Annotated in this window: 15 protein-coding genes and 1 tRNA gene; 9 read left to right on the forward strand and 7 right to left on the reverse strand. The window is 34.4% G+C overall.

What is annotated here, in order from left to right:
• Nucleotides 1–327: 327 nt before the first annotated feature.
• Nucleotides 328–936, reverse strand: coding sequence for a superoxide dismutase (locus ACFO5O_RS10465; protein ID WP_387963523.1), 609 nt, complete (start codon nt 934–936; stop codon nt 328–330).
• A 122-nt stretch (nt 937–1,058) separates the two neighbouring features.
• Between ACFO5O_RS10465 and ACFO5O_RS10470 the strand changes: the two genes are divergently transcribed.
• The 5 genes from ACFO5O_RS10470 (at nt 1,059) to ACFO5O_RS10490 (ending at nt 10,346) form a co-directional block, all read left to right on the forward strand.
• The gene (locus ACFO5O_RS10470) at nt 1,059–4,214 is read left to right on the forward strand and encodes a UvrD-helicase domain-containing protein (protein WP_387963525.1); all 3,156 of its coding nucleotides are present in this window, start codon (nt 1,059–1,061) and stop codon (nt 4,212–4,214) included.
• A gap of 25 nt (nt 4,215–4,239) precedes the next feature.
• Nucleotides 4,240–5,433 carry a glycine C-acetyltransferase gene (gene kbl / locus ACFO5O_RS10475; protein ID WP_387963526.1) on the forward strand — a complete coding sequence of 398 codons (1,194 nt, stop codon included), beginning with the start codon at nt 4,240–4,242 and terminating at the stop codon, nt 5,431–5,433.
• A gap of 123 nt (nt 5,434–5,556) precedes the next feature.
• The gene (locus tag ACFO5O_RS10480) at nt 5,557–6,906 is read left to right on the forward strand and encodes an OmpA family protein (protein ID WP_387963528.1); all 1,350 of its coding nucleotides are present in this window, start codon (nt 5,557–5,559) and stop codon (nt 6,904–6,906) included.
• A 63-nt stretch (nt 6,907–6,969) separates the two neighbouring features.
• Complete coding sequence (locus tag ACFO5O_RS10485; protein ID WP_387963530.1) at nt 6,970–9,729, forward strand: PD-(D/E)XK nuclease family protein; 2,760 nt, start codon at nt 6,970–6,972, stop codon at nt 9,727–9,729.
• A gap of 74 nt (nt 9,730–9,803) precedes the next feature.
• The gene (locus ACFO5O_RS10490) at nt 9,804–10,346 is read left to right on the forward strand and encodes a hypothetical protein (protein WP_387963532.1); all 543 of its coding nucleotides are present in this window, start codon (nt 9,804–9,806) and stop codon (nt 10,344–10,346) included.
• 129 nt (nt 10,347–10,475) lie between these two features.
• On the opposite strand, the gene ACFO5O_RS10495 is transcribed toward ACFO5O_RS10490, so the two are convergent.
• Both ACFO5O_RS10495 and ACFO5O_RS10500 read right to left on the reverse strand, forming a co-directional pair.
• A tRNA-Ala gene (locus ACFO5O_RS10495) sits at nt 10,476–10,549 on the reverse strand.
• 6 nt (nt 10,550–10,555) lie between these two features.
• The gene (locus ACFO5O_RS10500; RefSeq protein WP_387963534.1) at nt 10,556–11,353 is read right to left on the reverse strand and encodes a universal stress protein; all 798 of its coding nucleotides are present in this window, start codon (nt 11,351–11,353) and stop codon (nt 10,556–10,558) included.
• Between the two features lie 45 nt (nt 11,354–11,398).
• On the opposite strand from ACFO5O_RS10500, the gene ACFO5O_RS10505 reads away from it, so the two are divergent.
• The gene (locus ACFO5O_RS10505; protein WP_387963536.1) at nt 11,399–11,899 is read left to right on the forward strand and encodes a GNAT family N-acetyltransferase; all 501 of its coding nucleotides are present in this window, start codon (nt 11,399–11,401) and stop codon (nt 11,897–11,899) included.
• Complete coding sequence (locus ACFO5O_RS10510) at nt 11,896–13,230, forward strand: MATE family efflux transporter (RefSeq protein ID WP_387963538.1); 1,335 nt, start codon at nt 11,896–11,898, stop codon at nt 13,228–13,230. Before ACFO5O_RS10505 ends, ACFO5O_RS10510 begins: the two co-directional genes overlap by 4 nt.
• A 102-nt stretch (nt 13,231–13,332) precedes the next feature.
• Here ACFO5O_RS10510 and ACFO5O_RS10515 read toward each other — a convergent pair whose 3' ends face one another.
• A complete protein-coding gene (locus tag ACFO5O_RS10515) occupies nt 13,333–13,974 on the reverse strand; it encodes a 2OG-Fe(II) oxygenase (RefSeq protein ID WP_387963540.1) in 642 nt (213 codons plus the stop codon).
• A 103-nt stretch (nt 13,975–14,077) separates the two neighbouring features.
• Here ACFO5O_RS10515 and ACFO5O_RS10520 point away from each other — a divergent pair, with 103 nt between their 5' ends.
• Both ACFO5O_RS10520 and ACFO5O_RS10525 read left to right on the forward strand, forming a co-directional pair.
• Nucleotides 14,078–14,530 (forward strand): 6-pyruvoyl trahydropterin synthase family protein, encoded by a 453-nt coding sequence (locus tag ACFO5O_RS10520; protein ID WP_387963542.1) that lies wholly within the window; start codon nt 14,078–14,080, stop codon nt 14,528–14,530.
• 10 nt (nt 14,531–14,540) lie between these two features.
• Nucleotides 14,541–15,296: a UDP-2,3-diacylglucosamine diphosphatase gene (locus ACFO5O_RS10525; protein WP_387965117.1), complete on the forward strand. Its 756-nt coding sequence runs from the start codon at nt 14,541–14,543 to the stop codon at nt 15,294–15,296.
• A 133-nt stretch (nt 15,297–15,429) separates the two neighbouring features.
• Here ACFO5O_RS10525 and ACFO5O_RS10530 read toward each other — a convergent pair whose 3' ends face one another.
• Genes ACFO5O_RS10530 through ACFO5O_RS10540 form a run of 3 tightly spaced genes read right to left on the reverse strand, consistent with a single transcriptional unit; the run spans nt 15,430 to nt 18,819 of the window.
• The gene (locus tag ACFO5O_RS10530) at nt 15,430–16,698 is read right to left on the reverse strand and encodes an MFS transporter (RefSeq protein ID WP_387963544.1); all 1,269 of its coding nucleotides are present in this window, start codon (nt 16,696–16,698) and stop codon (nt 15,430–15,432) included.
• Between the two features lie 4 nt (nt 16,699–16,702).
• Nucleotides 16,703–18,394 carry a single-stranded-DNA-specific exonuclease RecJ gene (gene recJ / locus ACFO5O_RS10535; RefSeq protein ID WP_387963546.1) on the reverse strand — a complete coding sequence of 564 codons (1,692 nt, stop codon included), beginning with the start codon at nt 18,392–18,394 and terminating at the stop codon, nt 16,703–16,705.
• 2 nt (nt 18,395–18,396) lie between these two features.
• Nucleotides 18,397–18,819 carry an OsmC family protein gene (locus ACFO5O_RS10540; RefSeq protein ID WP_387963548.1) on the reverse strand — a complete coding sequence of 141 codons (423 nt, stop codon included), beginning with the start codon at nt 18,817–18,819 and terminating at the stop codon, nt 18,397–18,399.
• Nucleotides 18,820–18,855: the final 36 nt, after the last annotated feature.

An 18,855-nucleotide genomic window follows, 5' to 3' on the forward strand; every position in this document is an offset into this window, starting at 1 on the left:
GTATTTTAATTAATATTATCGATACAACTGTCGTCAGCACTCATAATATTTGTAAGGAATTTAACTAAAATCTACTTAATTATCCTTTTAAGCCAATTTATAAGTCGTTTGTCTAAAAAATTAAACAATTAAATACAAGTCCTTTTATATTTGTTTCACCATAACATAAGTAGGTTAAGTTTATGGTAGATTTGGGGCAAAAAAGGTGAACACTCGTTCACCTTTTTTCATTTTCAGCCTTTTAGCAAATGTAATATAATGTTGAAGGGCCTAAAAACAAAAAAAGCGAACCTTAAAGGTTCGCTTTCTAATTTAATTATCTTCTTACTATTTTGCTAAAGCATATCGTCTTTCAACTTCATTCCAGTTTATCACATTAAAAAATGCACTTATATAATCTGGTCTGCGATTTTGGTAATTTAAATAATAAGCATGTTCCCAAACATCAAGCCCTAAAATTGGAGTTCCTCCACAACCAACTCCTGGCATTAATGGATTGTCCTGATTTGGTGATGAACACACTTCTACTTTTCCACCTTTGTGTACACAAAGCCATGCCCAACCAGATCCAAATCGGGTTGCCGCTGCCTTACTAAACGCATCCTTAAACGCATCAAAATTTCCATAAGCAGCTTCAATAGCATCTTTTAATTCTCCTGACAATCTGCCTTTGTCATCTGGATTCATCACGTCCCAAAACAAAGAGTGGTTATAAAAGCCACCACCATTATTTCTAACGGCACCATTATCCATATCTAAATTTATAAGAATATTCTCTATGGTTTTTCCTTCTAAATCGGTGCCTTCAATTGCAGCATTAAGATTATTAGTATAACCTTGATGGTGTTTAGAATGATGTATTTCCATTGTGCGTGCATCAATATGAGGTTCTAAAGCATCATACGCATATTTTAATTTCGGTAATTCGAAAGCCATATTTTTTGTGTTTTGATGTTAATATTTATTTCCTTCAAATTTACGGATAATACACGGCAATTAAAAATAATAAATTGCTATGAAATCATTGATTGTTTCTATCTTGTATTAAATTTTTATTTATGCCAAAAATTAGTGCCTTTACCATTTATAATGCTTCTGCTGGGAGTGGAAAAACCCATACCGTGGTAAAGAATTATTTAAAAATTCTGTTTCAATCAAAACTCGCTCTGCCTTTTAAAACTATTTTGGCCTTAACCTTTACCAATAAAGCTGTTGGTGAAATGAAAGAACGTATCATTGAGACATTAAAATCGTTTTCAAATGAATCCATTTTAGATTCAGATAACTCAATGTTCCATGAGTTAGCTAAAGAGTTGGAAATGGATGCTGTTTTATTACACAAAAAATCACAACACTTATTGCTCTCCATTGTACACAATTATGCAGCCTTTGACATTTCAACTATTGACAAATTTAACCACAGACTAATACGAACTTTTGCTTATGACCTAAAATTACCGTTGAATTTTGAAGTAGAACTCGACACACAGGAGATGCTTGCCAAGGCTGTTGACTCACTTATTGATAAAGCAGGAACAGATAAAGAACTTACAAAAGTATTGGTTGATTTTGCCCTCGAAAAAGCCGATGATGATAGAAGCTGGGACGTGGCTTATGATTTCAATGCTATTGCTAAACTTTTAGTAGATGAGAACGAAATTCCATTTGTTGATCTCATCACCGATAAAACGCTTGAAGATTTTAAACATCTTAAAATTAGCATCAATGAAAGATTGAAAACCATCGAATCCAAGGTTTTACATACCGCTCAAAATACACTAACCTTAATTGAAGAATGTGGTTTAGAGCATAATGATTTTTCTGGCCAAAATGGCTACATACCCAGCTACTTTGTAAAACTAACTAAGAACGATTTCTCTGTTGCTTTTGATAAAGTTTGGATGGAGAAAATAGAAACAGACCCATTATATCCAAAAACCTCCACCCCAGAGCATATCAAATCTATAATTGATAGTATTCAGCCTCAAATTGCTTCAAACTTCACTTCAACCAAAGTCGAGATTATTCAGCATAAATTTTTAAAAAATATCTATAAACACCTGACCCCTGTTTCAGTATTAAACGAAATTAACAAAACGCTTAAGCTGATTAAAGAAGAGGAAAATAAAATTCTCATTTCAGAATTTAATTCTATCATTTCAGGTGAGATAAATCAACAGCCCGCACCCTTTATTTATGAAAGGATAGGAGAAAAATTTAAACATTACTTTATTGACGAATTTCAAGATACTTCTGTCTTGCAGTGGCAAAATTTAGTCCCCTTAATTGATAATGCTTTGGCGAGTGAGTCTTTAAAAGGTGAACGAGGTTCAGTGATGTTGGTAGGTGATGCCAAGCAAGCTATTTATCGCTGGCGTGGTGGGAGAGCCGAGCAATTTATTAGCCTATATAATGAAACAAACCGCCCCTTGGTTATTGATCAAGTTGTTGAAAACTTGCCAAAAAACTATAGAAGCACAAAACAAGTTGTGCTATTCAACAATTCATTTTTCAAGCATATTTCTGGATTTGTGTTTTCAAACCCAGAACATCAAGAAATCTTTGAGACAAGTACTCAAAACCAATCTAAAGATGAAGATGGCTATGTGGAACTTCATTTTTTAGACACTAAAAACGAAGACGTAGAACTTTTATATTGTGAAAAAGTATTTGAAACTATACAGCGTGTCCAAAAAAATGGATTTAGCTTGGATGACATTTGCATAGTCACAAGAAAAGCTAAAGAAGGTGTTGCAATAGCAGAGTTTTTAAGTTCTCAAAACATTGCTATTGTCTCTTCAGAAACACTACTCTTGAAAAATTCGCCAGAAGTAACATTCATTGTCAACCTGATGACATTAGTGACTCAACCATCTAACAAGCAGGTTAAAATGGAACTTCTTACTTATTTAGATAGACATCACTTAAATGTTGATGATAGCCATTCTTTTTATAAAAAATTAGTGGAGTTAGAGGGTTTGCAATTCTTCAGAACATTAGAGTCATTTGGGTTTCATTTTAATCTTGATGTATTTATAACATTTCCCATATATGAAGGCATTGAAGTTATTATTAGGTCTTTCCATCTCGATCAAGAATCAAACGCATATATTCAATATTTTTTAGATGAAGTTTTAGATTACAGCCTTAAAAATGATGCTGATTTGGCAGGGTTTCTTGAATTTTGGGAACGCAAAAAAGAAAAATTAAGTGTGGTTTCTCCAGAAAACAATGGAGCCGTAACCATAATGACTATTCATAAATCTAAAGGATTAGAATATCCAATAGTCATTTTTCCTTTTGCAAATCAAGATTTGTACTTTGATAAGAGTCCTAAAGTTTGGTTTCCCGTAAACGAACATCAGTTTAATGGATTTAATTATCTCTATGTAAATTTAAACAAGGACCTTGAAAATTACAGCGAATTAGGCGCCCATTTGTATCAAAGCTATCGGGCGCAATTGGAGCTAGACAGTATTAATTTAATGTACGTAGCCCTAACCAGAGCTGCTGAACAATTGTATATAATTTCCGAACTTGATTTATCTAGCAAAGGAGATGAAAAGCTAAACCTTTATTCGGGCTTATTAATTCATTATTTAAAAAGTCAGGAATTATGGGATAATAATCAGAATACCTATAGTTTTGGAAATCCAAATCAACTTTATCCAAAATTCGAAAAAGAAGGAAACAGCCATTTTACACCTTTTATTTCAGTTTCAAGACAACAACACAATTTAAATATTGTGACTAGTGCAGGCTATTTATGGGATACCACGCAGGAAAAAGCTATAGAAAGAGGAAACCTGATTCATCTTATCATGTCCCATATAAAAGTGAGCAGCGATGCTGATTTCGTATTTGATGTACTTATAAGTTCTGGCCAAATAAATTCTTCTCAATCTGAAATACTACGTCCATTTATAAAGAACATCATTCAACACAAACAACTAAAAGCCTATTTTGATTCAGAACTTACTATTTATAACGAAAGAGATATCATTTCTGAAGACGGAAAAATTATAAGGCCTGATAGGATAGTGCTTAATAAGAAAAAAGAAGCTGTCATTATTGATTACAAGACAGGACATCTAGATCCAAAGCATGAAAAGCAACTAGATAATTATAAAGAAGTAGTTGAAAATATGGGCTTTAAAGTCTTAAAAAAAATACTTGTGTATATTGATGATGAAATTCAAGTAAAAGAATTTTAAATTTGTGTCAAATTAAAAAATGATTATGTACGGAGCAATACAACAACATCTTCAAAAAGAACTAAAAGAAATTAAAGAAGCTGGCTTATTTAAAAGCGAACGTGTGATTACTTCACCTCAAGGTGCTGAAATTACTTTAAATACAGGGCAAACGGTATTAAATTTTTGCGCCAATAACTATTTAGGTTTATCATCGCATCCTGAAGTTGTTCAAGCGGCCAAAGACGCCTTGGACACTCATGGCTTTGGAATGTCATCCGTACGCTTTATTTGTGGGACTCAAGATATCCACAAACAACTTGAAGCTAAAATTGCATCCTTCTATGGCACCGAAGACACTATTTTGTATGCTGCAGCCTTTGACGCCAATGGCGGTGTGTTTGAACCATTATTAGGAGCAGAAGACGCGATTATATCCGATTCTCTTAACCATGCTTCAATTATTGACGGTGTGCGCTTATGTAAAGCTGCACGTTATCGCTACAAGAATAATGACATGGCCGATTTAGAGCAACAACTCATTGCGGCAAACAAAAATGAGGCGCGCTTTAAAATAATTGTTACAGATGGTGTATTCTCGATGGATGGACTTGTTGCTCCACTTGATAGAATATGTAATTTAGCAGATAAATATGATGCGCTGGTTATGATTGATGAATGCCATGCCGCAGGTTTTATTGGAGAAACTGGCCGTGGAACACTTGAAGAAAAAGGCGTACTTGGACGTATCGATATTATTACAGGTACTCTTGGTAAAGCTTTAGGAGGTGCTATGGGAGGTTACACTACAGGCAAAAAGGAAATCATAGAAATTTTACGTCAACGATCAAGACCTTATTTATTTTCAAATTCTTTAGCACCTACCATTGTTGGAGCTTCGATAAAAGTATTTGATATGTTAGCCAATGACACGTCTCTACGTGATAAACTAGAATGGAATACACAATACTTTAAAAACGGCATGAAAAAAGCTGGTTTTGATATTATTGATGGTGATTCTGCAATTGTGCCTGTCATGCTTTATGATGCTAAATTATCCCAAACGATGGCCAATATGTTGCTTGAAAAAGGGATTTATGTTATTGGATTCTTTTTCCCGGTGGTTCCTAAAGAAAAAGCAAGAATTAGGGTTCAACTTTCTGCTGCACACGAAAAAGAACATTTGGATAAAGCAATTGATGCTTTTATAAGTGTTGGTCGTACTTTGAATATTATTTAAAATCATTCCAAAGTCCCCTATTTTAGTAGAATTATTCAATATTTTTATATATTTGTCTTTGTTAATAAAATTTAACAACTTACTTTTGCTTACAATTAACACTTAAAAATTAAATTTTAGAATATGAAAAATCTTAGCAGATTATTTTTCGCTATGTTGCTTTTATTGAGCTTCAACGCTAATGCACAAGATAGTAACAATCCTTGGGCTATTGGAATTGGCGTAAACGCAGTTGACTTTTATCCTACCGGGGAGAATGCTCCGCTTGGAGAGTATTTTGACGAATTTTTTAACTTTGGTGATCACTATAATGTATTACCATCTTTATCGTCTATTTCAGTATCGAGATACTTAAGTGACGGATTTACATTAACAGCTGCAGGAACGATTAACAAAATAGAAAATTTCGGTGATGCATCTGTAAGTGATCTTTCTTACTACGGATTAGATGGAACCATTAAATACAACTTTCTTAAAGCTTCAACATTTGACCCTTATTTAGGTGTTGGTGGTGGATACACTTGGGTTGATGACATAGGTGCTGGTACTTTAAATGGTACTTTAGGATTCAACCTATGGTTTTCTGAAAATATTGGCTTAAACATTCAAACTAGCTACAAACATGCTTTTGAAGATTACTTATCTTCACACTTTCAACATACTGCTGGTTTAGTTATTAAATTCGGCGGAAAAGATACCGATGGTGATGGTATTTATGACAAAGATGACGCTTGTCCAGATGTTCCTGGTTTAGAAGCATTCAACGGTTGTCCTGACACTGATGGTGATGGTATTGAAGATTCTAAAGATGATTGTCCTAACGAAGCTGGTTTAGCTGAATTCAACGGATGTCCTGATACTGACGGTGACGGTGTTGCTGACAAAAATGATGATTGTCCAACAGTTGCTGGTCTTAAAGCTTTAAACGGTTGCCCAGATGCTGACGGTGATGGTGTTGCTGACAACAAAGACAACTGTCCTAATGTTGCTGGTCCTGCTGCTAACAATGGTTGCCCTTGGCCAGATACTGATGGCGATGGTGTTTTAGATAAAGACGATAAGTGTCCTAACGAGGCAGGTACTGTAGCTAACAATGGTTGTCCAGAAATTCAGCCAACTCCAGAAGTTATGAAAACTTTAAATGAGTATGCTAGAACTATCTTATTTGATACTGGTAAATCATCTTTCAAACAAGAGTCTTTACAAACTTTAGCTTCTATGCAAGCTATCTTCAAAGAATACCCACGTGCTGATTTTACTATCGCAGGTCATACTGATAGTGTTGGATCAAAATCTTCTAACCAATTATTATCTGAAAGAAGAGCTAACGCTGTAAGAGATTGGTTAATTGCAAACGGTATAGATGGAGAGAGATTAACTGCTGTTGGTCATGGTGAAGAAAAACCAATTGATACTAATGCAACTGCATTTGGCAGAAAAAATAACAGACGAGTTGAAGTAACTCTTAAATAAAAAGTTATTAAAATATAATTTTAAAAACGCCCCGTATATCGGGGCGTTTTTTATTTTTATACTATGACAAGTTTTTTAGAAGATGTTATAGTAGACCTACAGAATCAAGCCCTTGATATTTCTGAAATAACCTTCATTTTACCGAGCAAGCGTGCTGGCTTTTTTTTAAAAAATCATATTGCTCAACGTACGACCAAAACCAACTTTGCTCCAGAAATTTTATCAATAGAATCCTTTGTTGAAACTGTTGCCGATATTACCTATGCTACCAACACTGAATTATTATTTGAGTTTTATGAAGCCTATTTATCTATAACAGAGAAAGATAATATAGAGCCCTTTGAGGCCTTCACTAAATGGGCACAACTCTTACTTCAGGATTTTAATGAAATAGATCGGTTTTTAATTTCCCCTGACTCAATTTTTAATTATTTAGGAGCCATCAAAGAGATTAACCATTGGTCCTTAAATCAGGAACAAACCTCTTATGTAAAAAATTATATTTCATTCTGGAAAAGGCTTCCAATTCTTTATAGCACGTTTAAAAATATGCTATTAGAGAAAAGAAAAGGCTATCAAGGACTCGTCTATAGAGAAGCCGCTACAAACCTTGAGCAATATATTGCAACAAAACCTAAAGTTCGATATGTTTTTGTTGGTTTTAATGCCTTAAATAAGGCTGAAGAAATCATAATTCAAGAGTTGCTACAACAAGACTTGGCTAAAATATATTGGGACATTGACGAAACTTTTATAAATAACCTCCAACATGACGCCGGGTTATTCACTAGACACTATAAAAATAATTGGCCTTACTTTAAAAAACAACCTTTTACTTGGATAACTAAAAACTATGCAACACCAAAAACCATAGAAGTTATAGGTGTTCCTAAACAAGTTGGTCAAGTAAAGCAAATTGGAGCATTGCTCAATCAATTACAGGAGAGCAAGAAAAGCCTTTCTAATACAGCGGTAATCTTGGGCAATGAGCACCTTTTAATTCCATTGTTAAACTCTATTCCCGAACAAATTGACACAGTAAATGTTACCATGGGATTGCCTTTACGTTCTATCCCAATGGCGTTCTTGTTTGAATCTCTTTTTAAAATCCATAAAAATGCAAAGCCAAATATCTACTACAAAGATGTTACAGCTATCCTGTCCAATTCATATATAAAACCTTTGTTTTCTGAAGGCTCTAAAAATTATGCCGATGCCTTAATAAGCCATATTCAAGAAAACAATATTGCTTATTTGAGTTTGTCAACATTAAATTTATTTAGCCCATCTCATTCAGAATTATTTACTATACTATTTGGGAGTTGGAATAACACTGCCCAAACTGCAATTCACAACTGTACCCAGCTTATTTTATTAATTAAGGAGCATCTACAAAAGCAAGCGACAAAGAGCGTAATCGACATGGAATATTTATATCGATTTAATGTCGTATTCACAGAACTTCAAAATTTAAACACAACCTATCCACATATTAACTCTATTAACGCGCTTTTTGGGCTTTATAAAGAAATTATCGCTAATGAAACTTTAGACTTTAAAGGCGAACCTTTACAAGGTTTACAAATTATGGGGATGTTAGAAACTAGAGTTCTAGATTTTGAAACCATAATTATTTCTTCGGTAAACGAAGGCATTTTGCCCGCTGGAAAAAGTATAAATTCATTTATCCCTTTTGATGTTAAACTTGAGCATGGATTACCCACTTACAAAGAAAAGGATGCGGTTTATACCAATCATTTTTACAGATTATTGCAACGGGCCAAACGAGTTTATATACTTTACAATACAGAGCCTGATGTATTAAAAGGAGGAGAAAAAAGCAGATTTATTAGTCAGCTAGAAATCGAAAACATCCATGATATAAAGTCAGTGGTGATTGGCCCAAATGTTAAGGCAACAGTAAGCTCCTTAAAGCAAATTGAAAAAACTGATGCCATAATGGAACGTCTAAAAACAGTCGCTTCAGAAGGGTTTTCGCCTTCATCATTAACCAATTATATAAGAAATCCTATTGATTTTTATTACGAGAAAATACTCGGTATAAAACCTTTTGAAGAACTTGAAGAAACTATTGCAGCGAATACATTAGGTAGCGTTATTCATCATTCTTTGGAAACACTTTATACGCCAATTAAAAACCAATTTTTAACCAAAGACTATATTACATCCCTAAAGCCTTTAATTTCATCTACCGTAAAGGAACATTTTAAGAATCTATTTAAAGATGGTGATTTTTCCAAAGGCAAAAACCTTATCGTTTTTGAAATCGCCAAACGCTATGTGTTCAATTTTTTAGAGAAAGAATTAGAATCTATAAATGCCGGCAATACTATAAAAATTATTGATCTAGAAGCCTCATACTCTACTGATCTCAATCTTCCTGAATTAGGCTTTCCTGTTCGTTTAAATGGAACCGTTGATCGCGTTGATGAATTTAATGGTGTAACGCGAATTATTGATTACAAATCTGGTAAAGTCATTCAAGGGCAAATTGAAATAGTGAATTGGGAAGACATACTTACGGATTACACTAAATACAGCAAAAGTTTTCAGGTATTAAGTTATGCATATATGCTTCATCAACAAAATCCAAATTGTCTTCCTGTTGAAGGCGGAATCATTTCATTTAAAAACCTACAGGGTGAATACTTTTTAAAATTTGGTAAAAAAGAATCTATTCGTGGCCGAACTAAAGATCAATTGATAAATCAGGACACTTTGGACGCCTTTTTTATTCAGCTAAAAACTCTAATACTAGAGCTTTGTAATCCTAATATTCCATTTGTGGAAAAGCCATTATAAATTTTACAGATAAGTAATTTTTAGAGTAGTTTAAAATTGAAAATGAAAAATCATTATCTTTTCATTTTTATTATATGTTTACAGTTCCTGTTGAAAATGATCTCATAAAACATTGTGAGGCATTGATTGAATCGTATAATTTTGGACAACGCCACACGGCAAACGGTACCAAAGAGCAACAGTTAACTGGCGTGATTGGTCAATCAGTAATTTCAACTCTTTTTGGTCTTGGTTATGTAAATGGCGCTACTGGTTGTGATAAGGGTATTGATATAATTTATAAAAACAAGGCCATAGACGTTAAAACAATGGGTAGAACTACCGATGTGAAACGTAGTTATACGAACAACTTCCTTAAATTACAAGATCATTTTAAAACTGATATCTACATTTTTTGCAGCTATCATAAAATCAAAAATGAATTGACAGTTTGTGGATGGATTTCAAAACCCGAATTTATCTTAAAACGCCGATATTATCCCAAAGGAAGCACCAGAACTCGGTCTGACCAAAGTACATTTGTAACCTTTGCTGACCTTTACGAAATTGATATTCGAGACCTTGTTCCTGTGAAGAATTTTGAAGACTTAAAGCAACAATTGTCTCAAAAGATTTAGCCAATAAAAAAAGCAACGTGAAAACGTTGCTTTTAAGTGGAGAAGATCGGGCTCCCTTCGACTACGCTCAGGATAAACTTTTCGCCCTTTTCAAAAAACAAAAAGCAACGCTTTCGCATTGCTTTTGAGTGGAGAAGATCGGGCTCGAACCGACGACCTTTTGGCTGCCAGCCAAACGCTCTAGCCAACTGAGCTACATCCCCAATATTTTATTTAAGTTCACTCAATACCAAAACAGGTAATTTAGAGCTATTAAAATCTTTTTTAAGAATGGTGTTCTTTTCCCAAAGTTTGGTAAAGAAACCTCTCTTGCGTCTGACCACACACAATAGGTCAGGATTGTTTTCTTTGTAATGCTCCAAAACACCTTGAAAGGTAGTTGCACTTTCAGCAAAAATAGTGTTTTTTATCAATTGAGAAAGTTCTTCATTAACATTAAAATCACCTTCCTTATAAAACGGTGTTTTCACCAATAATAAATTTACGGCTGCATTAAAATGAGACTTAATATCCTTTAATGGATTAAGCACATTATCCTTCTTAATAATGGCCGATTTTAAGGCTACCAAAATTCCTTTAATTGGTCTATAGGCATACCCTTCAGGTACTATTAGGGCAGGAATATTGGTTTGCTTTACAATCTTACCAGAAGTTTTACCCAAATACACTTCGTCTCTTATAGAATTTGTTCTAGGTTCTAATACAATTAAATCTATATCTAGGCTTCGACAAACGAGCTCTATCGTATCAACCAATTTCCCTTTAAAAGTTTTCACAACAACATCAACACCAGTAGTGTCTACCTTCTCAACATGTGATTTTAAAAAGGCCAAACTCTCACGTTCTAAAATATGATCTACTTTAACCATGGTTCCTGCCTTGGTATACACATTATAGATTTGTACAACATATAATCTAGCGCCAAAACTCCTTGCAAAGTCAACAGCGTATTGCAAGTGACTTTCGGCATTTTTTGAAGACCCTACAGGAACTAATATATTCTTCATGTTTAATATTTTAAACTAAATTTACGGCAAAAATAAGGATTATTAATGATACGTAAAGCAACAATTATAGACGTAGCTGCTGTTTTAGAGATTACAAGGGCCTGCGCAAGGCATATGATTAATCAAAATATATTCCAATGGAATGAACACTACCCAAATGCCGCAGCCTTTGAAACCGATATTAAACGTGGCGAATTATTTGTTCTTGAGGAAAAATCCAAAGTAGTTGCTTGTATAGTAGTTTCAACCTATATGGATGATATTTATAAACCAGTTGCTTGGTTAACTCCTAATAAAAATAATCTTTATATACATCGATTGGCGGTTCATCCTGACGTTCAAGGTCGAGGCTACGCACAACAATTAATTAGTTTTTCTGAAGAATTTGGACGAAAAAACAAGTTTGTTTCAATTCGTTTAGATACTTTTTCTAAAAACCCAAGAAATCAAAAATTTTATGAATGTAGAGGCTATCAACGTTTGGAAGACATCTATTTCCCAAAACAAAGTGAACATCCTTTTTACTGCTACGAACTCGTATTGTGAATCCAAGTCTAAGCTTTAAACATATTAATAAACTTGCCATCCCAGCATTAATTTCTGGGGTATCAGAGCCTATTTTGTCTTTAACCGATGCTGCAATTGTTGGAAATGTTGAATTGAATCCAACTGAGTCTTTAGCTGCTGTGGGGATTGTAACCACATTTTTATCGATGCTCATCTGGATTCTAGGTCAAACCCGCAGTGCAATTTCTTCCATCGTTTCACAATATCTAGGGGCAAATAAACTTGAAGAAGTTAAAAATTTACCTGCTCAAGCTATTTTTTTGATTACTTCTTTAAGCTTGCTAATAATTTTGGCAACCTACCCTTTTGCTGAATCCATTTTTAAACTTTACAACGCATCAGAACTCATACTTGATTACAGCGTTGATTACTACAAAATACGGGTGTTTGGCTTTCCATTTACCTTATTTACTATCGCAATTTTTGGAACATTTAGAGGTTTGCAAAACACTTATTACCCGATGATTATTGCTATTGTTGGGGCGCTTTCAAATATTGTTTTGGATGTAGTTCTGGTTTATGGAATAGAGAATTACATCCCAGCAATGCATATCCAGGGCGCGGCTTATGCGAGTGTTATTGCACAATTTTTAATGGCCATTTTATCTGCCTATTATCTTTTAAGTAAAACCGACATCTCTTTAAAATTTCAGCTTCCATTTAATAAAGAAATTGGCAAATTCACGGTAATGATTCTTAACTTATTTGTACGAACATTAGCTCTAAATATTACACTGTACTTTGCTACTAGTTATGCTACTAGTTATGGGGCAGCCTATATAGCTGCTTATACTATTGGAATCAACCTTTGGTTTTTTGGAGCTTTTTTTATCGACGGCTATGCCAGTGCTGGGAATATTTTGTCCGGAAAATTGTTTGGAGCAAAAGACTACAAATCATTAATTGAATTAAGCAATAAGCTAATCACTTACGGCATTGTAATAGGTTTCTGTTTAGGGCTATTAGGTGGCTTAATTTATTACCCTCTCGGAAGGTTGTTTTCTCAAGATGAGGAAGTCTTAAACCAATTCTACAAGGTGTTTTGGGTGATTTTGGCCATGCAACCATTGTGCGCTTTAGCCTTTATTTTTGATGGTGTTTTTAAAGGATTAGGAAAAATGAAAACCTTAAGAAATCTTCTTCTAGTTTCTACATTTCTAGTTTTCATACCTTTGCTTTTATGGCTAGATCACTTAAATTATAAATTATATGCCATTTTTATTGCATTAACCTTTTGGATAATCGCTAGAGGCTTCCCCTTAATTATAATTTTCAGAAAAAAATTCATTCCTCTTTCTCAAAAAGAGTAACTTTATAGTACTAAAATTCAATAATTATGAATAGGCTGTTTCTAATTTTAGCGATAGTATTAATAATCATCTACTTTTATAATAAGTATAAAAAGCGTTAAATTATCTGGTTTTTAGCCAACCTGTAATACTTAAGCGTTCAGTATTTACTGGCTTAACTTCGTGTTCAATAATTTGGCTTTCAAAAATCACCACACGACCAGGAAATGGATAGATTACTTTTTCTTCGTATTGGCCATTAGTATTCAAATAAAGTACCAATTCTCCGCCATTCTCAACTTGCCAATCTTCATCATTTAAATAACAGACGAACGAAAGTTTACGTCTATCATCATTTTGAAACGTGTCAATATGCCGCTTATAAAATGTCCCTGTCGGGTAAACCGCATAATGAAATTCTTTATGCATTATTCCTAAAAAACAGGTTTTGTTAAGGTAGTCGACCAAATTGTTAATCTTGCTGAAAAACAGCATTTCAGAAGAATTTGCCTTGTTTTCGTCAATCCACAAAATCACATCGCCTCTAATAGATTTAACAATAGTTTCGTTGAGATGATTGCCAATAGCGGCTTTTTTGAAGCGATCTTCTTCATGTTTGTCGAGCAATGATTGTCTTAAAACAGCAACTTCATCTAATAAAAAGAAATCTTCAACCACGCTATACTGCTTAGCCAAAATATCCTCTATAATCCTCTCATACAAAGGATTTTCAACGAAAGATAAAGATTCAAAAAGTTGATTCATTTACTTAAAAATTGATGCTCAATTTCAACAAAAGCGAGCAAAAGTAATCTAAAAACCAATTGCTTTTACAAATTCAATATCTTTGCGAAGAAATTTATAGGTAATGAGTACGATTAGAATTACAAAACAATTCTCTTTTGAGACTGGACATGCGCTTTATGGCTACGATGGTAAATGTAAAAATGTACATGGGCATAGTTATAAACTTTCGGTCACCGTCATTGGTAAACCTATAGAGGATACTTCCAATGTTAAATTTGGCATGGTCATAGACTTTAGTGATCTTAAAAAAATAGTGAAAAGTGAAATTGTTGATGTTTTTGATCACGCAACAGTATTTAACAAAAACACACCTCATGTTGAACTTGCCAAGGAATTAGAAACCAGAGGTCATAATGTGCTTTTGGTTAATTATCAACCCACTAGTGAAATGATGGTTATTGATTTTGCTCGAAAAATTAAAAAACATTTACCCGAAAACATACAATTGCATTCTCTAAAATTACAAGAAACTGAAACTAGTTTTGCCGAATGGTACGCCAGCGATAATGAATAATACTCACCAAATAAACTTCCAAAAAGGAAAAAAAATCTATTTTGCTTCAGACAATCATTTAGGTGCTCCGTCAAGTGAAGCATCATTGCCTAGGGAGAAAAAATTTGTGGCTTGGTTGGATCACATTAAGCAGGATGCGGCTGCCATTTTTCTTTTAGGTGACCTATTTGATTTTTGGATGGAATACAGGAAAGTGATTCCAAAAGGGTTTACTCGAACATTGGGCAAATTGGCTGAAATTAGTGATTCTGGTATTCCTATTTTTTATTTTGTAGGTAATCATGACCTTTGGATGAATGGTTATTTTGAAGAAGAACTCAATATCCCAGTTTATCATAAACCTCAAGAATTTACCTTCAATAACACTCGTTTTTTTATTGGCCATGGTGACGGCCTTGGTCCTGGAGACAAAGGCTACAAACGCATGAAAAAAGTGTTTACCAATCCTGTTTGTAAGTGGTTGTTCAAACGCTTGATTCATCCTGATTTTGGAATGCGATTAGGTCACTACCTTTCGGTTAAAAACAAAATGATTTCTGGTGATGATGATGCTAAATTTCTAGGAGAAGAAAATGAGTGGCTTGTTCAATATTCTAAACGAAAACTCGAAGAAAAACACCACGATTATTTTGTGTTTGGACATCGCCATCTCCCATTAGATATCGATTTAGGTAACAACGCTAGATATATCAATTTAGGTGATTGGATAAGTCATTATACCTATGGCGTTTTTGATGGTGATAATTTTGAGCTGAAGGAATATTAGTAAAAAGACCCATTTTTAATATTTCTTGGGATAATTTTGATTGCAATTATCCTATTTGAAAAGAAATTAAGCTCTGATTTGTGTAATTTAAAAGGAAGACCAATTTAATGGAATAACATTCAAACTAATGCTATTAATCTTCTTTTTCATGCTCATCAATATCTTTAGTCAAGTCTAGTTCTCTTAATGGTTTGTTTTTAGAACCCATTATAGCCACAACCACCAACGTCACAGTGCCTCCTAACATAACTGCTAAAGGCGCACCAAACAATCTCGCTGCTATACCACTTTCTAGTGCACCAAGTTCGTTAGACGATCCAACAAACATAGAATTAACAGCTCCTACGCGGCCTCTCATGTTGTCAGGTGTTTTCAGTTGCAGAATAGTTTGACGAACCACCATAGAAATACCATCAAAAACACCTGAAAAGAACAAGGCTAAAACACTTAACCACATGAGTTTTGAGGCACCAAAAATTATCATGCAAACGCCAAACCCAAAAACCGAAGTAAGCAATTTTTTTCCTGTATTCTTAGTAATAGGAATATATGTTGTAGCCAACATGGTAATGATGCTTCCTGAAGAAAGTGCAGCATTCAGTATTCCAAATCCTTTAGGTCCAGCATCTAAAATATCTTTTGCAAATACCGCAAAAATGGCAACAGCACCACCAAATAATACGGCAATCATATCTAAAGTTAGTGCTCCTAAAATGACTTTGTCGTTAAACACAAATTGTATTCCTGCTTTTAAACTGTCTTTTACCGACTCATGCGTTTCTTTGTTTAAAATTGGCTTCATTTTTATTTGAAAAACCAAAAACAAGGCTAACAGTACCAATAAAAATATGATGCCCAATGTAATATGAACACCTATCCAAGCAATTAAAAAACCTCCCAATAACGCACCAAAAACACTAGCACCTTTCCATGTACTACTACTCCATGTTGCAGCGTTTGGATACACTCTTTTAGGAACCAATAAGGCAATAAGCGAAAAAATAGTTGGTCCAAAAAAGGATCTTAATACACCCCCAAAAAACACCAAGCTGTAAATACTAAATAAAATAGTTTTGGTATCCCATGACGATTCAATGGTTTCTGATGTTAACCAAAACAAGCCAAAACTTATTAATGAAAACAATGCGATACAGAGCATAAACAAGTTTCGCTTTTCTTTTTTATCAACAATATGGCCCGCAAATGGGGCCAATAAGAACGCTGGTAAAAATTCACAAAGACCAATAATGCCAAGCGACAAAGGGTCACTAGTTAAAGCATATACTTGCCATTCTATAACAACAAATTGCATGGACCAAGCCAATACCAAAGCAAAACGTAATACTAAAAAAATGTTGAATTCTTTTATTCGAAGCGCAGCATAGGGGTCTTTTTTTGCCATGTGATTATTCTTTAATATCTCGTAATTTTAATTGAAGTGAAACATTACCATTCCACTCATTTTCATCAATTGAATATACCGCCTTGAAAGGTTTTTGGTTAGAAACAATATTCAATTTGTCTCCAAGGCCAAAACCTATACACACCAATTTGTCAGTTCCTGTTTGTGACACTGTTATTCGCAAATGCTTATCTTCTTCACCAACACATTTTCCGTATCCGGTATCCTTTAAATTTTGGGACATAAAAATAGGTGTCATATTGCCAGGGCCAAATGGCGCAAACTGCTTTAAAATTCTGTAAAACTTTGGAGTAATATCTCTTAAATCTATTTCAGCATCTATTTTGATTTCTGGCACTAGCAATGATTTATCTATTGTATTGGATACTTCATCTTCAAAAGCTTGTTTAAAGGCTTCATAATTTTCTTCTTTCAAAGTAAGCCCGGCAGCGTATTTATGTCCTCCAAATTGTTCAATATAGGAACTGCAGGCTTCCAGCGCATTATAAACATCAAAGCCACTTACCGATCTGGCCGAAGCGGCTAATTTATCACCACTTTTTGTAAACACAATGGTAGGTCGATAATAGGTTTCCGTCAATCGAGAAGCCACAATACCAATAACACCTTTATGCCAAGTTTCATTGTAAACAACAGTAGTAAAACGTTCCTGTTCCTTTTGTTCTTCAATTTGCTGTAAAGCTTCTTCAGTAATTCGTTGGTCTGCATCACGTCGTTCAGTATTAAATTGATCAATATCTAGTGCATAAGCCGCCGCTAAATTATAGTCGGCTTCTGTTAATAAAGTGACGGCATGATTTCCATGTTTCATTCGCCCTGCTGCGTTTATCCTTGGTGCTACAATGAAAACCACATCGGTAATGGTAAATTCTTCTTTTTTTATTTGAGCCAAAATAGCTTTTATGCCTGGTCTAGGATTAGTATTTATCACTTGAAGTCCAAAATAGGCCAAGGTTCTATTTTCACCAGTTATAGGAACAATATCGGCCCCTAATGCGGTGGCTACCAAATCTAAATAGTCTACTAAATCTTCTATGGTCTTCCCTTCTCTCGATGCTAAAGCTTGAATTAATTTAAACCCAACGCCACAACCGCATAGCTCTTTATAAGGGTATTCGCAATCATCGCGTTTGGGGTCTAAAACTGCGATCGCATCAGGTAATTGTGAGCCCGGTCTGTGGTGATCGCATATAATAAAATCTATCCCTTTTTCTTTGGCGTATTTTACTTTTTCAACAGCCTTTACACCACAATCTAAAGCAATGATTAATGAAAATCCATTATCCTCTGCAAAATCAATGCCTTTATATGAAACTCCATAACCTTCATCATAGCGGTCTGGAATATAAGTTGCCACTAAATCAGTTCGTGATTTTAGGTAGGACGACATCAGTGCCACTGAAGTGGTACCATCAACATCATAATCTCCAAAGACGAGAATGTTTTCTTTATTGGATAGAGCCGATTCAATTCGCTCAACAGCCTTATCCATATCTTTCATCAAGAAAGGATCATGCAAATCATCTAGATTTGGCCTGAAAAATGTTTTGGCTTCATCATAGGTGACTATGTCGCGTTGGAGCAACAGTTTGGCAACAAGATCGTCAACTTGAAGCGCCTTTTTTAAAGCCGCAATGCGATGGGTTTCTGGGTTGGGTTTGAGCGTCCAGCGCATTATTACTTATTATGATAATGAATAGATGTTTTTACGTTGGCAAACTTGCGAAACATTTCCATAACACCACAATATTTTTCTACGGAGAGATCAACGGCTTTTTTGATTTTATCTTCTTTTAAATTATCCCCATAAAAATGATATTCGACCGTTACGGTATGGTAATATTTTGGATGCTCATCGGTTAATTCTCCTTCAACGATCATTTTAAAATCGTCAATTTTCACCTTCATTTTATTTAAAACCATAATCACATCCAAACCCGAACAACCAGCCAATGAAGACAGCATCATAGCTTTAGGCGCCATACCTGAATTTGTGCCTCCAAAATCTTTTGAAGCATCCATCATTATCGAAGGCCATCTCGGATTATCAGATTCAAAGACCATATTCCCTTTCCATTGTGTTGTGATTTTATCTGCCATTTCTAAACTATTTTTTGTTTCTTGTGTAATAAAATT

It is taken from the genome of Geojedonia litorea, assembly GCF_042654525.1.
In the GTDB taxonomy this organism is placed as follows: domain Bacteria; phylum Bacteroidota; class Bacteroidia; order Flavobacteriales; family Flavobacteriaceae; genus Geojedonia; species Geojedonia litorea.